This is a genomic window from Parachlamydia sp. (genome assembly GCF_050255895.1).
GTDB classification, from domain to species: Bacteria; Chlamydiota; Chlamydiia; order Chlamydiales; family Parachlamydiaceae; genus Parachlamydia; species Parachlamydia acanthamoebae.
Map to the genome: position 1 here is coordinate 42,332 of NZ_JBFWIR010000003.1, position 22,049 is coordinate 64,380.

16 protein-coding genes are annotated in these 22,049 nt (G+C 39.1%); 4 read left to right on the forward strand and 12 right to left on the reverse strand.

Annotated elements, in window-relative coordinates:
- Position 1: 1 nt before the first annotated feature.
- From pdxT to AB7E63_RS01065, 6 genes are all read right to left on the reverse strand, one after another.
- Positions 2-598 carry a pyridoxal 5'-phosphate synthase glutaminase subunit PdxT gene (gene pdxT, locus AB7E63_RS01040; protein WP_006340673.1) on the reverse strand — a complete coding sequence of 199 codons (597 nt, stop codon included), beginning with the start codon at positions 596-598 and terminating at the stop codon, positions 2-4.
- Between the two features lie 3 nt (positions 599-601).
- Positions 602-1,510: a pyridoxal 5'-phosphate synthase lyase subunit PdxS gene (gene pdxS / locus AB7E63_RS01045; protein ID WP_006340672.1), complete on the reverse strand. Its 909-nt coding sequence runs from the start codon at positions 1,508-1,510 to the stop codon at positions 602-604.
- Between the two features lie 88 nt (positions 1,511-1,598).
- Entirely contained in the window at positions 1,599-2,348 is a 750-nt protein-coding gene (locus AB7E63_RS01050) for a putative quorum-sensing-regulated virulence factor (RefSeq protein WP_006340671.1), read from the reverse strand.
- 38 nt (positions 2,349-2,386) lie between these two features.
- On the reverse strand, positions 2,387-3,004 hold the full coding sequence (gene yihA, locus AB7E63_RS01055) for a ribosome biogenesis GTP-binding protein YihA/YsxC (protein WP_006340670.1): 618 nt from the start codon (positions 3,002-3,004) through the stop codon (positions 2,387-2,389).
- Entirely contained in the window at positions 3,001-3,450 is a 450-nt protein-coding gene (gene tsaE / locus AB7E63_RS01060; RefSeq protein WP_006340669.1) for a tRNA (adenosine(37)-N6)-threonylcarbamoyltransferase complex ATPase subunit type 1 TsaE, read from the reverse strand. Before tsaE ends, yihA begins: the two co-directional genes overlap by 4 nt.
- A gap of 170 nt (positions 3,451-3,620) precedes the next feature.
- Positions 3,621-4,343, reverse strand: coding sequence for a DUF2709 domain-containing protein (locus tag AB7E63_RS01065; RefSeq protein ID WP_006340668.1), 723 nt, complete (start codon positions 4,341-4,343; stop codon positions 3,621-3,623).
- A 302-nt stretch (positions 4,344-4,645) separates the two neighbouring features.
- Here AB7E63_RS01065 and AB7E63_RS01070 point away from each other — a divergent pair, with 302 nt between their 5' ends.
- Positions 4,646-5,722, forward strand: a complete 1,077-nt coding sequence (locus AB7E63_RS01070; RefSeq protein WP_006340667.1) for a Glu/Leu/Phe/Val family dehydrogenase — start codon at positions 4,646-4,648, stop codon at positions 5,720-5,722.
- Positions 5,723-5,769: 47 nt separating this feature from the next.
- Here AB7E63_RS01070 and AB7E63_RS01075 read toward each other — a convergent pair whose 3' ends face one another.
- The 6 genes from AB7E63_RS01075 to thrS form a co-directional block, all read right to left on the reverse strand.
- Positions 5,770-6,300, reverse strand: coding sequence for a biotin transporter BioY (locus tag AB7E63_RS01075; protein ID WP_006340666.1), 531 nt, complete (start codon positions 6,298-6,300; stop codon positions 5,770-5,772).
- A 66-nt stretch (positions 6,301-6,366) separates the two neighbouring features.
- Positions 6,367-7,281, reverse strand: a complete 915-nt coding sequence (gene tatC, locus AB7E63_RS01080) for a twin-arginine translocase subunit TatC (RefSeq protein ID WP_006340665.1) — start codon at positions 7,279-7,281, stop codon at positions 6,367-6,369.
- A gap of 6 nt (positions 7,282-7,287) precedes the next feature.
- A complete protein-coding gene (locus tag AB7E63_RS01085; protein WP_006340664.1) occupies positions 7,288-7,491 on the reverse strand; it encodes a twin-arginine translocase TatA/TatE family subunit in 204 nt (67 codons plus the stop codon).
- A 12-nt stretch (positions 7,492-7,503) separates the two neighbouring features.
- Positions 7,504-8,244: a pGP6-D family virulence protein gene (locus AB7E63_RS01090; RefSeq protein WP_013925758.1), complete on the reverse strand. Its 741-nt coding sequence runs from the start codon at positions 8,242-8,244 to the stop codon at positions 7,504-7,506.
- Positions 8,245-8,302: 58 nt separating this feature from the next.
- The gene (locus AB7E63_RS01095) at positions 8,303-9,058 is read right to left on the reverse strand and encodes a ParA family protein (protein WP_006340662.1); all 756 of its coding nucleotides are present in this window, start codon (positions 9,056-9,058) and stop codon (positions 8,303-8,305) included.
- 128 nt (positions 9,059-9,186) lie between these two features.
- On the reverse strand, positions 9,187-11,112 hold the full coding sequence (gene thrS / locus AB7E63_RS01100; RefSeq protein WP_006340661.1) for a threonine--tRNA ligase: 1,926 nt from the start codon (positions 11,110-11,112) through the stop codon (positions 9,187-9,189).
- 146 nt (positions 11,113-11,258) lie between these two features.
- Between thrS and AB7E63_RS01105 the strand changes: the two genes are divergently transcribed.
- From AB7E63_RS01105 to AB7E63_RS01115, 3 genes are all read left to right on the forward strand, one after another.
- Positions 11,259-14,228 (forward strand): hypothetical protein, encoded by a 2,970-nt coding sequence (locus AB7E63_RS01105; RefSeq protein ID WP_006340660.1) that lies wholly within the window; start codon positions 11,259-11,261, stop codon positions 14,226-14,228.
- A gap of 488 nt (positions 14,229-14,716) precedes the next feature.
- Positions 14,717-16,147, forward strand: a complete 1,431-nt coding sequence (locus AB7E63_RS01110) for a putative porin (protein ID WP_013925756.1) — start codon at positions 14,717-14,719, stop codon at positions 16,145-16,147.
- Between the two features lie 397 nt (positions 16,148-16,544).
- A complete protein-coding gene (locus AB7E63_RS01115) occupies positions 16,545-22,001 on the forward strand; it encodes an RHS repeat-associated core domain-containing protein (protein WP_284452618.1) in 5,457 nt (1,818 codons plus the stop codon).
- Positions 22,002-22,049: the final 48 nt, after the last annotated feature.

Genomic DNA, 22,049 nt, shown 5'->3' on the forward strand with positions numbered 1-22,049 from the left:
ATTAGTCTTTTGCAGAAGCTGCATCTTTGACAAGCTTAAAGAAATACCTGTGGATCATTGTTTGATGAGAGAGCTCAGGATGAAAGGTGGCACCAAGATGACGGCCTTGCTGAACCAAAATAGGCGTGTGGTTAAAACTACTGAGAATCTCAACTTGCTTTCCACAGCTTTTAATTAAGGGAGCACGGATGAAAATAGCTGGAAAGGTTTGCTTGGGCCGCCCTAAAAAAATGTCAACCTCAGCTTCGAATGATTCAATTTGTCTTCCATAAGCATTTCTTTGCACAGAAATATCGAGTAAATGGAAAGGCGTGATTTCACCTATATCGACTTCAGAAGCCATTAAAATTAAGCCTGCACAGGTGCCAAAGAGGGGTTTTTTTTTGGCAAATTCACGAATAGGTTCTTCGAGATGGATATAGCGCATTTGTTTTGAAATTGTGGTGGACTCTCCCCCGGGAATAATTAGTCCATCACATTCTTGCAGATCTTGTGGGGTGCGGACCTCTTTCGCTTGAATAGAAAGAGCGTGCAACATTTCCATGTGTTTTGCAAACGCTCCTTGTAAGGCCAAAACTCCAATAACCGGCGCATGCATAGACTACCAGCCCCTATATGCAAGCAATTCTTCTTTTTTGATTTGCTGAATTTCCAAACCTTCCATGGCACTTAAAAGGCCCATAGAAATTTTAGCTAGCATCTCAGGATTATTGTAGTAAGTTGCAGCAGCAACAATCGCTCTTGCTCTTTGTGGTGGATCTTCTGATTTAAAAATACCAGATCCAACAAAAACACTTTCCGCTCCAAGTTGCATCATTAACGCAGCATCAGCGGGAGTAGCGATTCCACCTGCAGCAAAATTGGGTACAGGGAGTTTTCCTGTTTTCGCAACTTGTTGCACGAGGTGAAATGGAGCTCCCATTTTTTTTGCTTCAGCCATTAATTCGGAAGGATCGAGCATTGTGAGCAAGCGCATTTCACGCAGAAGAGCGCGCATATGGCGAACAGCTTCCACAATATTGCCTGTTCCCGCCTCTCCTTTTGTGCGAATCATCGCTGCGCCTTCCCCGATTCGGCGTAAAGCTTCCCCTAAATTGCGGCAACCACAGACAAAAGGGATCTTAAAGGGGGTCTTGTCGATATGATTTTCTTCATCAGCAGGTGTGAGAACTTCACTTTCATCAATGAAATCAATAAAAAGCGCTTCCAAAATCTGTGCTTCAACAAAATGGCCAATACGACATTTTGCCATAACTGGAATGGATACGGATTCTTGAATTTTTTGAATCAGTTCTGGATTGGACATGCGCGCTATCCCACCTTGAGAGCGGATATCCGCAGGAATTCTTTCGAGTGCCATCACCGCAACGGCTCCCGCATCCTCCGCGATTTTAGCTTGGTCGGGTGTTGTGACATCCATAATCACTCCACCTTTTAGCATTTCTGCAAGCCCAATTTTGACTTCAAAGGTATTTTTTTCGGGATAATTTGTTAATTTTTTTTCCACCATATCGGCTCCGAAATGATATTCTTAAATTTTACAGAATACGTATGCTAAACAGTATCGCAAGTATGGACAATTTTATGCTTGTATTTTTTTACAAATCTGAAAAAGGGCTTACAGATTGCAAAAATAGATTGCCCTGTTTTCTTCTTTTTAGCTCTGAACGAATGCTAAATAATAAATCTTGGTCGAAGTTTTTATGAGCAGCCCATTTCAAGTAGTCTAAAGGAATTTCTTTTAAAGATCTTCCCTTATGTTTTCCAAGGGGCATGCATCTTAGCAAGATTGGCTTAGAGAGAATTTGAAAAAGATTGTCGGTTGTTTTATATCGTTTTGCTAGATGCTTAAAAACCTCAATATTAACTAAAACATCGCTCATCGCACGGTGTGCACCTTCAAATTGAATATTAAAGTGCATGCGCAATTGCTCGAGGGAATTAATGGGGCTCTCCCCATAAAGTCTAGCTAGACGCAATGTATCCAAGTAAGGATTTTGCCGAATAGAGCATGGAATCCCTGCACGTTCTGCAGCGACTGCAATGAGTTCTATGTCGAATAAAACACCATGTCCTACAATTGTATGCGAGCGAACTGCATCGAGAATTTGTGGGATTACTTGGGTAATTGGTGGTTTGTCAGCAACCATTTCAGCTGTGATGTGATGGATTTGGATGGAACTTTCTGGAATTGGGCATTCGGGATTGATCAAGGATTCGAATTGTTCCAGGATCTGATCGAATGTAAATCGCGCAACTGCGACTTCAATAATACGATCGGCATGAACGTCCAAACCGGTAGTTTCACAATCGATACAGACAAATGTTGCTTTTTCTAACAAAGACATAAATAAACTTTTTTTATATTTTTTTTGTATAGATAATATTAAGTGCGTTCTTCTTCAAGAGCTTCGTTCATCATCGCAATTAATTCTTTTCTTCCTAAATTTTTTGGAACTGAATAATAAGCATAATGAATATTCTCAGCTTCAAAAGCAGAAAGGATTGCGCGTGTTTGACTCGCTTTTTGATTTGCCGTGACTTTATCAACCTTGGTCAATACTAAGATCATTGATTTTTGATTTTTAATGACCCAATCCAAAAATAATTTGTCATCTTCATTGGGTAAGCGTCGAATATCAAAAAGAAATAAAATGAGTTTTAAATTTTCACGTTCTCTTAGGTAGTGTTCAATGAGTGGTCCCCATTTTTTACGGACTTCTAGAGGAACTTGTGCAAATCCATAACCTGGAAGGTCAACAAAAACGAGTTTTTCGTCGACATTGAAAAAATTTAACGCTTGGGTTTTTCCTGGAGTGCTGGATGTTTTCACCAAGTTTTTTACTTGGAATAAGTGATTGAGCAAGCTAGATTTTCCTACATTCGATCGTCCGGCAACCGCAATTTCAGGTAAAACGAGGCCTGCAGTATCTTTTACACTAGGGTAATTTTTTTGGTTAACTGCGGTTGTGATAAAGCATGTATTTTTAAATGAGTATTTCATATGGATTGTCCAGGTTTGATGACAATATGGCGTTCATGTTCACCAGTGTGTTGGATGGTCACGGAAATAGCATGAGGGGGGATGAGGTTTTGGATCCGCTCTGCCCATTCAATGCAACAAATGCCATTTGCGTATAGCAAGTCATCAAATCCCATTCCAAGAAATTCATCAGCGTGATTGAGTCTATATAAATCAAAGTGATAAACAGTTTTTTGGCCTTCATAAATATTCATGTAGACGAAAGTTGGACTATTCACTTCGGATGGCAAACAATTTGTTGCGCCAGATACAAGCCCTTTAATGAAGGTTGTTTTTCCGGCTCCTAGATCTCCGTGGAAGCACACAATACTATTTGGGACAAGACTTTGGCCTAACTGATAAGCGTGTTGCATAGTCTGTTCTTCCGATGAAGAAGAATAGATCGCGGCTTTAAGTGAATTCATCATGTAAGGTTCCAAGTCACGAGAAATTATTATTTTCCCATATTTTAAAGCTGAAGGAAATAGGATATGTGGTCGAGCAAGTATTGTTAAACCTAATGCATTGGCTTAACTGAAGAGAGATTAGAGTAGTCGGTAGATTCAGCTTCAGTAGGTGTTGAGAAATCGTTATACTATTACTCAATCCATTGCTCAACAAAAGGAGTAAAGTCTTCAATTTCCGCTACAGATTCAACAAATGAGGCAATCTTATCTTCTTCCAATTGTTTTTGAATAAAATTCAAAAAACTTTCTTCAATTTGGAAACGATTTTGATTCTGAACTTCGACTAAAGAGAGTTTTTTTAAATAATTTTTTTCAAAATCTAGGATAACAGCTTGTTTCGTGCTAAAAAGTTTTCCGCTTAAAACGGATGAATAAACGGCTTTTGTAATCGATTCTTTCGTTTTTGTTTTCGAAATGTAGCTTCGAATCACGTCCGGATCTTCAGAAACAAAAAAACGTTTTACACGTAGACCGCCCACTCTTTCTGTATTTTCAGGGCATTTTGAAACCCAATCATAAATAGCATCTTGCGGGTTAGGGTGCGTGTTGTCTCCAAAAACTTTGCCAGTAAAAGGGCAAATGTAAATTTTTTTAGTTCCTTCATTGACACTTAAATTACTAAAACCAATCTTGATTTCAGCTTCGTGCCAAAGTTTACCTTCTTTTTCGAGAAAATTGACTGCTTGATCAGTACTCTGAAAAATTGTTTTCTCTTTAGGAAAAAGCACAGGAGAGAGGTTGAACTTTTTTTCCACATAGCGAAGATATGTTGTCACTAGATCGGCATGGGGATTCTCTTGAAGGAAATGCAATAATGCCGTTTTTATTTCATCGGAGATGACAACCTTAGTCATTGCGACCTCTTTTATACCATTTTTTTTTGATTCAATAAATTAATAACCGTCTTCCAGATTAACTTGTTTAGAAATTATAAATCAAGGTAATTTTTATAAACCTTTAGAGGAAATTTTTATTCGTATGGAATAGCCATATGATCCATCTAGACATTTCGTTCCGTTTTAAATTTTTAGAAAATTCTTCGATTGTCCAGTTTATAGTTTGTTTAAAGGAGAGTTGTGGTAGTCAAAAAATCTAAAACTAATCAAAATAGCTGAATTGCTAGTGAATATCCCAAGAACATGGAGTTTAGGACACAATGGTTTTAATAAAAAAAATGCAAGTACCAGGATATGAACAAGTCGTCGAAGGCATAGATGAGAGTAGTGGGTTACACTGTTTTGTTGCCATCCATAATACTTCCCTGGGACCTGCATTGGGTGGTGTGAGAATTTATCCTTATAATTCTTCACAAGATGCTTTAAATGATGTTTTGCGTTTAGCCAAAGGGATGACATATAAATCTGCTGTGATCACAAATGGATTAGGTGGAGGAAAAAGTGTGATCATTGCCGATCCACACAAAGAAAAATCCAAAGCCTTATTGTATGCGTTTGCTGAGGTACTGAACGCATTGGAAGGGAAGTATATTGCAGCAGAAGATGTTGGAAGTTCTATCGAAGATATGAATGTTTTGCATGAGAAAACCCATTATGTGGCAGCTTCAGCATCCAAAAATAGCAGTGGGGATCCGAGTCGTTTTACGGCATGGGGCGTTTACCGAGGCTTGCAGGCTGTTGCTAAAAAATTATGGGGGGAGCGTTCTTTAGATGGGAAAACGATTGCCATTCAAGGTCTTGGCAATGTAGGCGCCAAATTAGCTGATATTTTGTTTTGGGAAGGAGCCGAACTTATTTTAACAGACAAAGATGAGCACAAGCTACAAGAATTATCCTGGTTATACGGGGCAAGAGCTGTAGCTCCAGCTAATATTATGGATATCCCATGCGATATTTTTTGTCCGTGTGCACTTGGTGCGATTTTGAATGAAGAAACGATTCCTCAATTGCGTTGCTTTGCTATTGCAGGGGCTGCAAATAATCAGTTGCGTGTTCCTGAAGATGGGGTGGCACTTTTAAAAAGAAATATTTTATATGCTCCCGATTACGTTATTAATTCAGGGGGGATCATTAATGCCGCCGCGGAATATAATGAAGGGGGATATGATCCCAAAGCTTCAAGAGATAAAGTGGATCATATTTTTGAAACACTATCTTTGATTTTTGAACGATCTGAAAAAGAGCATCAGTCGACAAGTCTCATTGCAGATGAATTGGCAGAGAGTCATCTTAAAAATTTAGTGGGAAAAAGAACGACACCCATTATCTTTCATTAAAATTTGCAGAAGAGGGAATATCAATTCCCTCTTCATTCACTAAATGTTTATTTATTCTTAATAAGTTTAGTTAATAAATAAACTTTAATTATTTCACCCGGAAGAAAAGGGACAAAGCCCAGAAGTATGGATTTTTCCCATCCGAAAAAGAGGGAAAACCAGCTAGCTCCGCAGAAGAGTTGGGCTAAGCATGCGAAGCATCCTCCAACAAAAAAATGTGCAGAGGAGCGGCTGTTAGCAGCAAAAAATCCCATGATGTAAGCTTGAACAACCATTCCTATTAAATATCCCCCTTTTAAGCCAAATAAAGCAGTCGGACTAGCAAGGCCTCCAGCTAAAAATGGGCACCCAAAACCAATTTCAATTAAATAAAGCAGGACTGCCAAGGCTCCATTCACAGGACCTAGTCTTGCTCCAATCAAAAGAGCTGTTAATGTTTGAAGGGTCAAAGGAACAGGAGTAAAGGGAAGAGGGATCGCAATTTGAGCACTTAATGCTAAAAGAAGGGAACACCCAATGATTTGGAGAACATTTTGGATGTTAGAAAAGCTTGTAGAACGGATTGCAAGGGTCTGCATGGGTCATATTCCTTTTAAAATCATTAAACACCAGGTTAGCAGATTCACAAAAACTTCAAAAGGGTTTTAGTTATCAAAAGCTATTTTTTCTTCATTCTTATTTTTTAAATCTAACCAATTTGCATATAAAATGGCGAGCTCATAAAAGCAGATAAGCGGAACCGCTAACAAAATTTGCGAGAGCACATCCGGAGGAGTTAAAATAGCGCTGAGTAAAAAAATCCCCACAATGGCATGACGTCTGTATTTTCTCATCGTATTCTGGGAGATCACGCCACCTTGGACAAGCAATAATAAAATAGCACCGCCTTCGAAAGCCAATCCATTCCCCAGCATAAGGATAATCGTATACTCAAGATAGGATGATAGGCTCCATAAATTGATACCTAACTCCCGATTGAAATGCATAAAATACGCGTTGGCTAGAGGGATGGTCAATCTGTATGCAACGTAGACGCCTAGCCCAAATAAAGCAATGGTGAGAAAGAACGCTTTTAGCAAAAGTCTTTGCTTGTTGATGGATAATGCGGGGGAGATAAAGCGAAGAATAGACCAAATCCATAAAGGGGAAGATCCTGCTAAGCCAAACCAAAAAGACAATTTAACAACCGTCGAAATGCCTTCTAGAGGACTTGTCAAGATGAGTTTCGAACCATTTTGTACAATATCAATAACGATCGATTGTCCAGCCGGGACGACATAAGTGGATGCATTTTGTTTAATCGATTCGTTCGCAAAAGATGGGGCAACCATCATGTCGGGCGTAAGGTGCACAACTTGATCTTGCTGAGTCGAATTCGTGAGTTTTTTTCGGACAATGGATGTTTCCGTCCATTGAGAAGATTGGAGTGGCTGAATCAAAAAATGTAAAAGGGGCTTATAGGCCAGAAGGCATAGAAGAAAACCTACTCCGATAGAAAATAAACAACGGAGCAGGGTTTTTCTTAGTTCTTCAACGTGATCCCAGAAAGGTGCTTTCATATTGCATTAGAGATCGTTGGAGGGGTTCGATTCTTCGACACGAATGCGAGAAGGCTCCAATTTTTTTTCTTGAGACTCATCTTCTTCACAGGCTTTTTTAAATTCACGAATCGCTCGCCCTAAACTTTTAGCAAGCTCAGGAAGTTTTTTTCCTCCGAATAAAAGAAGAATTACGCAAAAAATGACAATTAATTCACCTGTTCCAATCATGCTTAAATCCTTTTATTTTTGATCAATTTGATTCGAAAGTTTTTCAATAAGATCCTTAACGTGGTTTTTTTCGTCCTTGGACAAACGAAAAGTATTTTGTTTGACCAATTTATGCAATCTGGTTAGGCCTTGTACCAGAGTTTCCTTGATGTTTGCCTGTCGCTTATCTTCTTGGGGTAATGGAAACCAGGTGCGAATTTTGGCTAAAAGTTCGGTTTTGGTTTCTCCATTATAAGATTCGATAAATTCTAGTTTTTTTTCGAAATTTACATCGCGGCTGGCTAAAGTATAAATGGCCTGTTTAGGCATGGAATCGACCACAGCATGCAGTTTTTTAGGAACTTTTGCATGCAGTTCGTAATACTGCATAAAGTTGTAGGGGGTTTGTCTATTTCCATAAGCTGCAATCAGCCATGTTGTGAAAGCACCTTCTTTGTACTGAATTAAAATGTCATGCACTTTTTTAATTCTTTCCCCATGCAACATAATAGCTTGGCTATTGATTGCTTTGACTTCGGAAGTTAATTGCATAAGCGCGGGAAGGTCATGCTCGGGATTTTGCTCACCTGTTGTATATTCTTTCAGGATGTCTTCAAGCAGTTGCTTTTCTTTGTCAGAAAGATCGGAGATGCTAAAAATGCCAGAAAAACTTGTGAGGTTTCCTGTCGCAGATGCATGCGCCATTTTAGCCATTTTGGTAGACTGGCGATTCGTATTTAATCGTTCACTTAACAAAGCATTAACATTGGCCATATCCATTCTCTTGATTTAGGTTGTTTTTTCACGATGTAAAGCGGCTTTACATGAAAATTCAAAGTCGTTTAAGCAATTCTTTGGACATTGCAAGGTAATCTTCTGCAGCACGACTTGTAGGCATGGTTTCAAAAAGGGGTTTTCCGAAAATTGAAGCTTCCGAAACATTGATGTCTCGTCTGACCTTTGTTTTGAGGAGTTTTTTGGGAAACGTTTTTTCAATAACATCTAAAAAAGCTTTATTGCTTTTTCCGCGCGCATTCCAAAATGACAGCACAACCCCCAGCACCGATAGCGGATGTCTTTGGCTTAGGCTTTCCACAAACTGTGAGAGCCGTTCCAAACCTTTGATGCTATAAAATTCGGGCGTCGCGCACACTAAAGTATGTTGGGCTGCAATTAAAGCAGATTCTGTTAGCCAGCATAAGGAAGGAGGAGTATCGATGATAATAAAATCATACTTCAAGGGTGATAGGATATTGCGTAGTTTTTCATGAGAATAGCGATCTGTCGCTAAGGTTCCCGTGACTTCTACACGTTCTAACCATGTGTCTGCTGGAATTAAATTTAACCCAGAAATGGATGTAGGAAGGACAACTTCAGATAACTCCTTGTGTCCCTGTAAAACAGGTGCTAGGCTGTCATTTTCATCTGGATCAAATCCTAAGCCTGTGGTGAGATTGGCTTGGGCATCGAAATCGATCAATAGAACTTTCTTTTTATGATATTTTACCATCGCAGCTCCTAAGTGTAAAGCTGTCGATGTTTTGGCTGTGCCGCCTTTAAAGCTACTAATCGCAATGATGTTAGGCATGGTGAAGAAACGATCCTCCTGACAGATAAGGTTAACCTTGTCAATGTATACTGCAAACAATTTGTTTTTTGATAGGTTTTAACTAAAAAAGCGATCAAAAAGCAAACGTTTGCAGTATAGCAAACCGTTTATTTATGATAAGGAGAAATGAGTGCGCGTGAGCGTTTCTCCTCGAGCATAGATGCAATCAACTCTTCGGGTTTGATTTCTCCGAGGACCACATTTTCTCGCGTTCTCAGATTCACAGTATGATTTTGCACTTCCTGATCACCCACTGTTAACATGTAGTTGATTTGAGAAAGCTGAGCATTCCGAACTTTTTTGCTGACAGATTCATTGGACTCATCAATATCACAATGGAATCCTGCTTGCTTAAATTGCTTGCGCAATGTTCTAGCATACTCAACATGACGGTCTGCAACAGGGATTAAGCGCACTTGAAGGGGGCTGATCCATAAAGGAAAGCGACCAGAAAAGTGTTCGATTAAGATACCAAAGAATCGTTCAATTGATCCAAAAATAGCACGGTGAATCATAACGGGTCGTTGCCGACTCCCATCTTCAGCCGTATATTCCAACTCAAATTTTTCAGGCAGTGCCATATCTAACTGAATTGTTCCACACTGCCAAGTACGGTTAATCGCATCTTGAATATGGAAGTCAATTTTTGGACCGTAGAAAGCGCCGTCACCCTCATTTATGCGATAAGGTCGGCCGGTTTCATCCAAGGCATTTTTGAGCCCTTCCGTTGCAATTTCCCATTCTTTATCTGTTCCGATGGTGTTTTTTTCGGGACGTGTGGATAACTCTAGGCGGTAGGTAAGTCCAAAAGTAGAATAGATTTCATGCGCTAAGTTGAGGACATTCAAAATTTCGCTGCGAATGTCGCTTGGCTTCATGAAAATGTGCGCGTCATCTTGATGGAAGCTTCGGACTCTAAAAAGGCCGGATAAGGATCCGGAAGGTTCAAAACGATGAACGTTTCCAATTTCTGCCACACGCAGAGGGAGTTCGCGATAACTATGAATTTGACCGCGGTAGTAAAGCATGCATCCAGGGCAATTCATGGGTTTAATCGCAAAATCACGATTTTCAATTTCTGAAGTAAACATGTTTTGGCGATAGTTACTCCAATGACCGGATAATTCCCACAGGTCACGCGTCATCATGGTTGGCGTTTTAATTTCGATATAGTTTTTGTCGTCCAAACATTGACGTAAGTAAGCCAACAGCTCATTCCAAATAATAGTACCCTTTGGATGAATAAAGGGCATACCAGGGGCTTCTTCTTTTAAAGAGAATAAATCGAGCTTAGCACCTAAAACTTTGTGATCTCTTTTTTTAGCTTCTTCAACAGATGTTAAGTAATCTTTTAACATTTTTCTGTCGGGGAATGTAATGGCATACACACGTGTCAACATTTCGTTTTCGTGGTTTCCTCTCCAATACGCACCCGATGTTTTAAGCACTTTAAGAGCTTTAATCTTACCCAAGTTGTATAAATGCGGGCCACGGCATAAATCAAAGAATTCACCTTGGCGATAGCCTGAAAGTTCTGCATCTTCTGGGAAGCTGCGAATCAATTCCTGTTTAAAGGGGTTATGGGCAAATGCTTGGAGGGCTTCTTCTTTATTAGCAAAGCTTTCTCTTTTGGAAAGGTAGTTTTCCTCAATGATCAAACGCATTTGTTCTTCGATTTTTTCGAAGTCTTGATCAGAGATCGTTAAATTTCCAAAGTCGTAATAAAAACCATTTTCAATTGGAGGACCAATCGTCGGTTGAGCATCGGGCCATATGCGTAAAATGGCTTGAGCAAGCACGTGTGCAGATGTATGCCAAAAGACTTCTTTGCCTTGCGGATCATCAAATGACCAAAATGTGATCGCATCGCCATCTTTTAATGGATAGGTTAAATCAACAGCTTTGCCGTTTACATTTACACCGACAGCTTGACTAGGGCCGTTTAAATGAAGCTTATCTGCAAGGTCTTTTGCAGTGCTTTCTTCTGGTAATTCCAGTTCTGATACTTTTGTTCCACTGACCTTAACGAACATGATATGATTTCCTTAAAATAGCATTGAAAAAGTTGAATTGTGATTTTAGCTGATTTGCACATTATATCCGATTGTTTTGTTTAAAAAGCTTGATTGCAAACGGTAATTAAATTGTATACTCTGCAATAGACAAAAGAGAGGCAACCGTGGATCCTGAAAAAATCGAACAGCTTTTTTTACAGCTTGAAACTTCTTTGGAGGATCCTCGTCTATTTCAAAACCTATTTGCCATTGTGACAAAAATTCGGCAACATCGAGATGCCAAAGATGGGGATAATTTAAAGAGGGTTTGTGCGGAGGAATACGAAGAATTATCCAGACGCATGGATCAGTCTTCTTTGCAAGAAAGTTGCTCAGCAAGAAATGTTTTACGCACACGCAGATTGGCTAATTTATTGGTCAATGAAGAGGGGGAAATCAATTTCTCTCTTATTCCACCCTTAATTGAGCATCTTAAAACATATCTATATTCTCTGGGACCTAACCGACAATACGATACCAAAAGGCAAGAGCATATCCTCCATGTTTTAACATTGTTATTAAACGACAAAAATTTGGCTGTCGTTTTGAAAAGTATCAGTCGGCCTTATCAACACAAATTTGCCGATCAAATCATTCGAGATGCCCTTCAAATACCCCCAAATGTGGCTGTTACGGATGCACATGCCAGAAGAGCGGCTTTATCAGCTTGGATGTGCTACTTACGTCAAAATGTGGGATCCTGTTTTGCCACCGCACCCGCGATTATCGTGCATGATGAACAACCCGAATTATTTTTGACGGATATCCGAGAAATTTTGGCTACAGGACGATTAAAAAGAACGTTTGGCGGAGTTGAGTATTCAGTTCCATTAAGTACTAGCTGGGGAGCAGGGGAATTAAAGAGACAGTTTTTGATTATTAAAAATGCGGTTGAAGATTTTGAGTTTTGGCTTTCTCCCGGCCTATTAGCAGCTTTTGAAAATGCGGGCATCATTACGGAAGATCTTTCTTTGAAAAGGAAAATTCAAAAAACCAAGCAGGTCATCCAAAAAGTCTTTAAAGATTACAAAGGTAATATTCCTTATTTCTTGATTTCATCGGAAGAACTAATTCATGAAGCCCTTCTTAAATATTTAGATTTGACCCATCAGGATTTAGTGGATTATGAAAATCGTACAAAAGGGATGCTTTATACAGACATATTGATTCATTCTGTTCCCCAAGCAGGTAAAGCCAAAGTTTCAAAACACCAAGCTTCCGCCCATTTTTTTGTGATGTTAGAAAATGCCAAGAGCGCTTTTAAAGCCTTGACTGATAATGCGTTGTTGAAATCTTGGGAATTTACATTAGCCTCTTTTGCAGAAACAAAAGCCAATTTCACTCGTTGGAATTTGTACTCCAGCTTAGGGTTTGCCCCTGAGGAGCCGGGTGGCATTGGAGAATGCCTTTATCGGATGATTAAAGAAAAATTGGATGTATGCAATCAAACTGTACAGGACCGACAAGCGGAATACGAAATGTTATTTTCGCAAGTCAAGTACTTAGAACAACGGATTCGCCATGCTTCCACTGAACAAGAAGCGAAATGGATTAAAATTGAATACCAAAGTAAAGCGAATGAGTTAAATGTTCTTCAAGAGCTAAGAGATCAAATGCATTCTAAAGCGCAGCAGTTTGCGCAACTTTTTGCAGCGCTAGTTGAGATGTATGACAGTCTATTTCCTTCCTATTTTCAAGAAGTCTATGATGCAGATATGCACGATGTCTCAACAGGACCGTACGATGACAGTCCAGCGGGTTTTCGCCTTTTATTTAAGCATGGACGAAGTAATACGGCTCAATGGACGCTTATTCAAAATCAAAACGAATTCATTGATGCATTGGTTTCCTTTTTTATCACCACGGAAAGTGAGATTCAAAATGATCCGATTGCAGAGGGGTTAGATCGAGATATTTCTGAAATTATTTCGGCTGTCGTGGGACATATCCGCACCCGTGAATTTTTAGAAACCGCCTTTTATCGCATGGCCGCAGCACATCACACGAAACCGATCAAGGATCCTCTCGATCATCTGGATCAGATTGAAAAAAAACCATGGGTTTATACATCCGGTGGTTCCATGAGCACATTGGTGAGTGCTTATTTTGCTCGGGATCAAAAACCCTCCGAAATGTCAAGGTGGGTGGAAAATCCTATGGAGCTATTGGTTTTTTTGGTCGATACACTTAAGCAGCTTCCCCCTAAAATTCAGGAAGAATATGAGCGCTCTCCCAATAAGTCAATGTTGATGCATTCTCCCACACACGCCTTTCTTTTAAAGCCTGGATTTAATCGTTTAAAAGAGGCATGGAAAGATGAGACCTACACGTATATTTGGTTAAGAGACCAAATTTTAAAACCCGCACAAGAATTCACAGAACAAATTCTTTTAGATGAAGAAGCGGTTCAGGTTTTAATTGAATTGATTGCACAAAAAATACCGGTTAATTATCGCCATTATTTTCGAAAAACTTTTGCACATCTTTATGGCAGAAAAAGTGTTTCGGAATTAAGGAATTTAATCTTAAATGCTTTCGAAAAAGATCGCGGATTACAAAGAGGGGATCAGCCTGCTCTACTATCGGAAGAACTCGATAGTTATTTATATAGTTGGCTGCCTCTATTTCCTCGTTATCAACTTGAAAAACGTATTTTTGAAATTATACAATTATTGCCGGGATTGACGGTTACTCATTTAAATGAAATAAAAAAAGCAGTTGATAAACTAAATGTTTTAACTCGCAGAAGCCAGCCTTATTTAACTGCACATATTTTACGCGAAATTTGTAAAAGTCTTATTTGTTTAATTACTGAAAAAACTTCGTTCCCAATTGATTATCATAAAGAAATTAGTTTGGTTTCACGTAAATTAGGTTATGCCATTCCCGCTCCCCTTATTTTTGCAGACACCAATTGGGTAAAAGAAGAATTTGGATTTGTCATTAATCCGGGGGCAGAAGCTTTAGAGCTGTGGCGTGTAGACCCGATTGGAAGCTCAGGTGTCCCTATGAAAAGCTGGGAGATGTGGTTAGACGGAAGTCGCAGAGATTTAGACTGGGGAATTTACAACCGCCCATTCGAGTATTATAAATAATTCGAATTTATATGATTCAGGCCTGATTTACAGCATGATGTGAAAGGGTTGTTGGAAGAGATTCAAAAAACATCAAACCCCCTTCTGATTAATTAAAATGCACGAAAACATAATAGATGTTGACTAAATCCCTCCAAATCCAGTAAAACGTTAGCAACGAGCAGTCGTTTTTGGCTTTTATATCAGCCTAAGCATAAGCTTCCCCTGTAAGGGAAATGGTAAAAAGCAAGGATCGCAACCGAATTGAATCAGTCGCTTCCAAAGCGAGATTGCCTGCTTTAGCTAAGAAAGCGAAAAAGAGATTTACAAATTGTATTTACAAAAAATGTACTAAATCTTATACATGCCCTTAGCACGTCATGCATTTTTCGTGTAGATAGAGGGATGAAATAGGAGACGAGCCCAAGAGTGGCTGTCAAGTACAATTTGGTGGGATTAGCAAAGAATATTTGAATAGAACTTAGCAACAAACAAAAATGGAGAAAATCATGAAACTTTTTAGGTATTTGTTGCCATTACTGGTAGCTCTAGGTTTCACTTCTTCTGCAATTTATGCAGATTCAGCTAACGATAGATTTGGCGACGAAGCGCGCTTTAACGAAGAGCTCAATGAAAGAGACTGGGATGCTTTGCTAGATTACATCAACACAAAGCGCACAATCAATGTTGCTGAAAAAGCGACAAACTTAACAATTTCCGGCGATGTTCGCACAGAGTGGAGACACATCCAAGAAAAACGTTTAGGCCAAAACCTACGCGGTCATGGAAGAAAACTTCCTGGCGATTGCAAAAGAGATTGCAATGATGAATTTAATGTAATTTGCCATGACGAAGACGATTGTCATTGCGAACCAATTTCTCGGGATGACTATGACATCGAAGCTAACCTCTTCGTAGAGTACTCTTGCGACAACACATGGGGTGTTATTCAATTGCAATTCGACAATGCTGCTGGTATCGATGGAACAAGCAGAAAATGTCCAGCTGCTAGAGAAGGATTACATGGAAGTGGTTTCGGTGATTCAATCAACCTCAAAAGAGCTTATTTAGGTTATAACCTATACTGCTGCGAAGGCACACGTTTTGATATTGAAATCGGTCGTCGTCCTCTTTACACAATTTTCGATTCCAATGTTCAATTCCTAAACCGTTTTGATGGTATCCTAGTAAAATATGACAGCAACTGTGAATACTTTGCTGATTGGTATTTACACATGGGTGCATTTATCGTAGACGAAAAAGTTAACCATTCCGCATTTGTAAGTGAACTTGGTTTACTAGATGTTTGTGATTCAGGATTTGATTTTAAATACTCCTTTATCACTTGGAAAAAACACTGGTGGAATAATGGCGGAAGAAACCGTTGCGATGTAACTGATGCACGTGGATCTCGTTTCTGTGTATCTCAGTTCACAACTTACTACCACCTAGAACCAGAAATGCTTTGCGCACCAGCTCAATTCTATGGTGCTGTATTGTGGAACACAGCTGCACGCAAAAAGAGCCCAATCTTTACTGGTGTACAAGGATGTGAAAGTGGTTCAGGTTCAGATTCATCAGAAAGATCTGGCGGACACCACAAACGTGAAAACTTTGCATGGTATGCTGGTTTCACACTCGGTGATGTGATCTGTGAAGGTGACTGGTCCGTAGACGTGCAATACCAATACGTAGAAGCTCGTGCTGTTCCAGATGAAGATGTATCAGGAATCGGTCGTGGAAACGTACTTAACGAGTCTGTAAATGTCGCTGGTCGTGGTAACACAAACTTCAAAGGTTGGAGATTACAAGGTTTATACGCTGTAACAGACAATCTCTCCTTAGATGCACGTGTACAATGGTCCACACAAATCAAGAAGAGAATTGGTGGTAAGCACAGCTACTCAGAGTATAGATTACAAGCAATCTACGCGTTCTAATCGAACCTCTTGAGTTTGACTCTTGCAAACAACGGGGGAACCTTAGCTGGTTCCCCCGTTGCTATTTAATCCCTTTTATTTTGCGTTCAGCTTAAAACTATCTCTTCATTGAATTTAACTTCTCATTAATTCACAATATATCTAGATCTCTCTGAAGTAGTTCGATAATTGATTCCAATCGTGCTATTTCTCCTATACTCATTTTCGTAATGCTTACTTGATGCATCATTTGAGCAGAATGAGTACTCAACAGCTATATTTACATCTTGCAAAGCTGGATGAGATTTTCACACCGCACTTACAAAATGCAGAAAAATATGCAGAAAAATATTGACGTCTATTTTCAATTTTAATATAAACCCTTAGTTTTATTTATTCTTATTTTGAAGAGCGTGTCATGAGATCTTTTCTAAGCTTACTAGCTTGCCTAATTCTGCTTCTAAATCCCTTGATGTCAGAAGAAGATTTTGCGGTGGATCCTCGGGATGAAGTTGTTAAAATTTCTCGTTCAAAAAAAGAAGATGATGATAGTAGAATTTCTTTTGCCAATCTCTTAGGTGTCCCTAATGGCATTGTAGCAGGCATGGTGAATGTTGTGACAGGAGATTTTATTCAGCATGATGTAGATCTAGTTTTACCAGGTTCGACCCCCTTAACTTTGGAACGCACTTATTCTAGCTCTTTTGGGGAGCATGGCTCACTTTCTCTGGGATGGAACTTCAATCATTACAAACATTTGAATGTACATTTTATGGGCAAAAAAGAAAATCGTCGTTATGAAGTTCTTTTGAATGAAGGTATGGGGGCGATTGCTAATTTTGAAGGCTACATTCCTATCCCTATAAAAGCCAAAATATCGGATAATTCTCTCAAATTTGGAGCAACAAATTGTGGGAAAGGGGAAATCAGCGGAAAAACTAACCCGAAAAATATCATACTAAATCATTCTATTTTAGATGATTCAGGTACTCGCTATCATTATTCAGTATTAGATGGTTCAGGTACTCGACATTACTTTGAAAAAATTCCTGGGGCTGATATCTGTGAATCTCATTTAATTAAAACTCTCCACCCAAATGGGAATTTCTTTGAATATTTTTATAGTAATGCGAAAGTAACGGCTTGTGGTTTGTTTGACTCTAAAAAAAAACATATTTGTCATTATAAAATTTTTAGAAATGATGATGAAAAAAATCAAACGATTGAGATTCTGTCAAGTGATCACCGAAAAGCAACATATTTTCTTGTACGAACGAAAAAGCAATGGTTGTTGCAGAATATAAAACGCACGGATGGACCTTCGATAGAGTATGAATACCAAATTGATGCATATCCACGTATCATAAAGAAAAAGTTACCAGATTGTCGAGAACTGGAAGTCGTTTACTGGCAGAGAAAAGATATAAGTAACGGTAAGGAAATCGAATATGGCGATCCTCGACGCTATCGTGTAAGGTATATTAAACAACCCATAGGATCATCTTCAGCACTTATTCAAACCTATTCTTTTGAATATAAACCGGATAGCTACACTGATACAAATTTGTATTGCGGAGGAGAAACAATCGTCAGGGATGTACAAAATAATAAGACTATTTATCGTTATAACTCTTCTCAAAGACTGACGAAGATTGAATATTGCGGCAGATTAGCCAAAGGAGCTCATCGCCGGGATAACTTTTATTGGGGGGGAGAAAACAACACCAATCTCATGATTCATGCCATTACAGATCAAAATAATGGTGTTCAGCTTCTCCACCACTTTACTTATGATGCTTATGGTAATCCTTTGACAGAGACGATTGAAGGAAATTTAAGTGGCCAAAATATGTGCAACCCTATGGTGGGTAACGATCAAAAAGTCGCTAAAACAGGTTGTGAATCTCATGTAAAAATATGCGATTACGAACTCCAAACTTCCTACAACCATAAGGTGTGCGAAAGAGAAGGAATCAAAAAGACCAAATATTCCTACTATAAGGGAAAAGACCAAGTCGCAACAAAATTCATTTATGATGGAAATAACATCAAAGAGCGTCATTTTTACCAGTACAATGATCAAGGGATGCTGACCAGAGAGGTTACAGATGATGGTTCGCAAACGAATGAATTAAATCGCACAAATGTTCGCCAATGTCTTATTCATGAAATCTCACCTGTAAAAGAGGGCTTAACATATCTGCCTGAAGAAGAAAAATTTTCTTGTGTCGATGCAAATGGACAAAATGCATGTTTTAAACGAGTAGTGAATCATTATGACAAGCATGGGAGACTAATTGCCCAGGACCATTTTGAAACAGATCATTCACCTTCTCCTCGCTATCGCTTGCACTGGACCTATGACGCTCACGGCAATGTGATAGAGCAAGTCAATGCGGCGGGGGAAACCATTTATCGCACCTTCGATGCCAACGATAACGTACTGAGTGAAAGAGGATCTCACCTCCCTTATAGGAAGAACTTTTCTTACGACTTTATGAACCGTCTCACAAGTGTTGAAACCATTGACGAAGCGGATATTAGTTATAAGCTTTTTTATGAATATGATAAACGTAGCAATCGAACAGCAAGCATTGATCATTATGGCAACAAGACCTGCTATGAATATGATGCTTTCAATAGGCTTGTTAAAACGATTTATCCACCTCTACCAAGAGATAATGGGGAGATTTTTGCCCCTACAGAAGAGTTTGAATACAATGCATTGGGCTATGTTACTAAAACCAGAAATGGAAATGGGGATCTGACCATTCAACAGAATACGATTCGTGGACAGCCTTACTACATTAACTATTCTGATGGTTCAATTGAAACAATGACTTATATTCTTGATGGAAATCTCAAAGAAAAAACCGAAAAAAATGGAATGAGAACCGTTTATACTTATGACTATAAAGATCGTGTTCTGACAAGTGAATCCTTTTCTCCTGAAGGAGAATGTCTAGGAAAGCATTCCTATGAGTATTCAGCTTTCCATCTCCTTAAAGAAACAGATGCAAAGGGGCATGTGACGACTTATGAATATAACCCTCAAGGACAGTTAACAGGTGCTCTTAAGGAAGGCTCTGCTGTTTATTATACCTATGATCCTCTAGGACGGAAGGAAACAATCAAAACATTCTTTGGTCATGGAGAAAATGATTATACCTTAGATGTATTTGCGTATGACTTACATGATTATGTCATTGAAGCGCGCCAAGAGGATGCCTTTAAAAATGTGTTGCGTAAACAAACATTTGTCTATGACGCTGATGGGAATCAAGTAGAAACAAGCACTTATTCAGATGCGGGGGTAAGCACTGTAAAGACGACTTATAATTGTCATAAGCAACCTACCTCTGTGACGGATTCTGAAGGCAATGTCACACGTGTAACTTATCGTTATGATTATGTGGATGTATATGGCCTGACTGTTCCTTACTCCGAAATAACGGATCCCAAAGGAAATGTGACTGTTTCCATTTATAACACGCACAATAATATCTCTACCCTTCAAATTAAAAACGCTTTTGGTCAAATCATTCAGCAGCGAGAATTTTTTTATGATGGCGTAGGACAGTTAATCGAGACGCGGGAAAAAGTCTTTAAACAAAATGCTTTTGATCGAGAAGTTATCACAAAATGGACCTATAATTCCATTGGGGATGTTGCTTCTTGTATTGAAGCTGTGGGAACACCCGAGCAGAAAAGTACCTTTCACGCCTTTAACAACTATAGTCAAAAAATTTCCACAACAAAACCTGATGGGAACTTGATCTATTTTACATATGATGCCAAAGGTCGTCTATCGGCTATTGCTTCTGCTGACCAGACACTTTCTTATGCTTATACCTACGATTTGAATGACAATCCCATTATCGTTCAAGATTTTGTCAACAATTGCCAGAATGTCAGGTCATATGACCGGTGTGATCGATTGGTTGAAGAAAAATTAGGGAACGGCCTTAGCATGCGATATGCATACGATCGACAGGGACGGATTCATTCGAGTACGCTTCCTGATGATAGCCACGTGGTCTACACATATAACGCTATAGACTTAACAGAGGTTAAGCGGCTCAATTTATCGGGTGAAGAGCTTTACTCACAGACATACAAGTACGATCAAGCGGGCAATGTTGTTCAAAAAGGCCTTCCTTTTAACCTAGGTAAAACAACTTACACCTATGATTTGCTTGGGCGGCATAAATCCATCCACTCTCCACATTTTAGTGAGACGGACGTAATGTATGATGATGTTGGAAATCTTCTCAAGCAAACTTACACAGATCCTCTAGGCAGTTTACCTTGTCAATATTCCTATGATGATCTTTATCAGCTTAACTTTGAATCAAGCCAAGCTAGTCACTCATATCAATATGATTCTCTCTATAATCGTTTGATGAAAGATGAGGAGTGTTTTGATTTCAACTCTCTCAATCAGCTTTTAGGAGACCGGGATGGCACTTATTATTATGATCCCAATGGAAACCTAACTGAACGGCATGATCAAAAATACGCCTATGATGCCTGGGATCGCTTGCTTTCTGTCACAGTTGGGAATACGCGGTTCAATTACACCTATGATGATCTAAGCAGACGACTTTCTAAATCTAAAGCGCTTTGGGATCCCTTGGCAAATGCATGGATTGTTCAAGATACCCAATATTACCTTTACCAGGGATATAATGAAGTGGGTGTTTGTGATAAAGATCGGTGTTTAATTGAATTTCGCACGCTTGGACGTGGTCAAGGGGGAGAGATTGGCGCTGCTATTGCTTTTGAAATTCAAGGACAAGTGTACATTCCTGTGACTAACTTCATAGGCAATGTCCAAGTTCTCTTAAGCACTGCAGGTGAACCTGTTGATGTCTACCGATACACAGCTTTTGGAGAAGAGACAATTAGCGATTCTGCGGGTAATAACAAAGAACCCACCAGTGCTTGGCGTTTTTGTTCCAAAAGATGTGATTCAGAAACAGGCTTCATTTATTATGGAAGACGTTATTATGATCCTCAAACGGCCCGTTGGATAACCGCTGATCCCCTTGGTTATGAAACGGGGGCAAATCTCTATGCCTATGCAAATAATAATCCCCTAATAAATATTGATTTGTATGGTTTAGATGCAGGTCTAGTTGATGACCAAGATCAAATATCACATCAAGAAAATGCTGAAGCTAAAGCTGACGGCCAAGATTCGAATATCATTTATGAATCTGTAGCTGGAATAGCTAATGGTTATGCCGATCCCGGTGGTAGCCTTGATAAGCTTTTTCGATATGCTGGAGAGGTTTTTCAAGCTGTTTGTAATAGAGATTTTACAGGGATTAGGGAAAAGCTAAGCCAAAAGAGCCTTGGTTGGGTATGTGGCACAATTTGTGAGGTTTTTACAGTTGGGCTTATGCTCATATCGAATCCAAGGGGTATGCAAGCGGTTGTCACCATGATAAGATCTGGAATCACACATGCCAAGCAGGCCTTTAGGAAGATTGTCTCTGTCGCAACGTTATCTATTGTTGACCGAGCGAGGTCAGCGATAAAGAATCAAGCAAAACTTTTGCCAATAAGAAAGGAGGCGAAGGTGGCTCTTAAAGAAGAATTCAAATTGATTACAAAGAAAATTTTAAAGAATAAATCCATTCAGAAATTAAAAGAGAAATTTCCTTTTATTTTTGAAAAAGATCCTTTAACTGGTTCGGGAATAATCAATCATAATCCCTTTAATCCGCAGACTGATTCAAGAAATCCAAACACGAGTGAGAATGTAAAACAGTATGATGGTATTGGTTTAGGTGAAGATTCACACTCGGATAATGCGGCAGAAGGAAACATCCATACATTCTATGATTCTATTTTTGACTTTGGCATGTAACGAGAGCGTTATGAAACCATGTATGAGCACATTCTAAAATATCGAAAA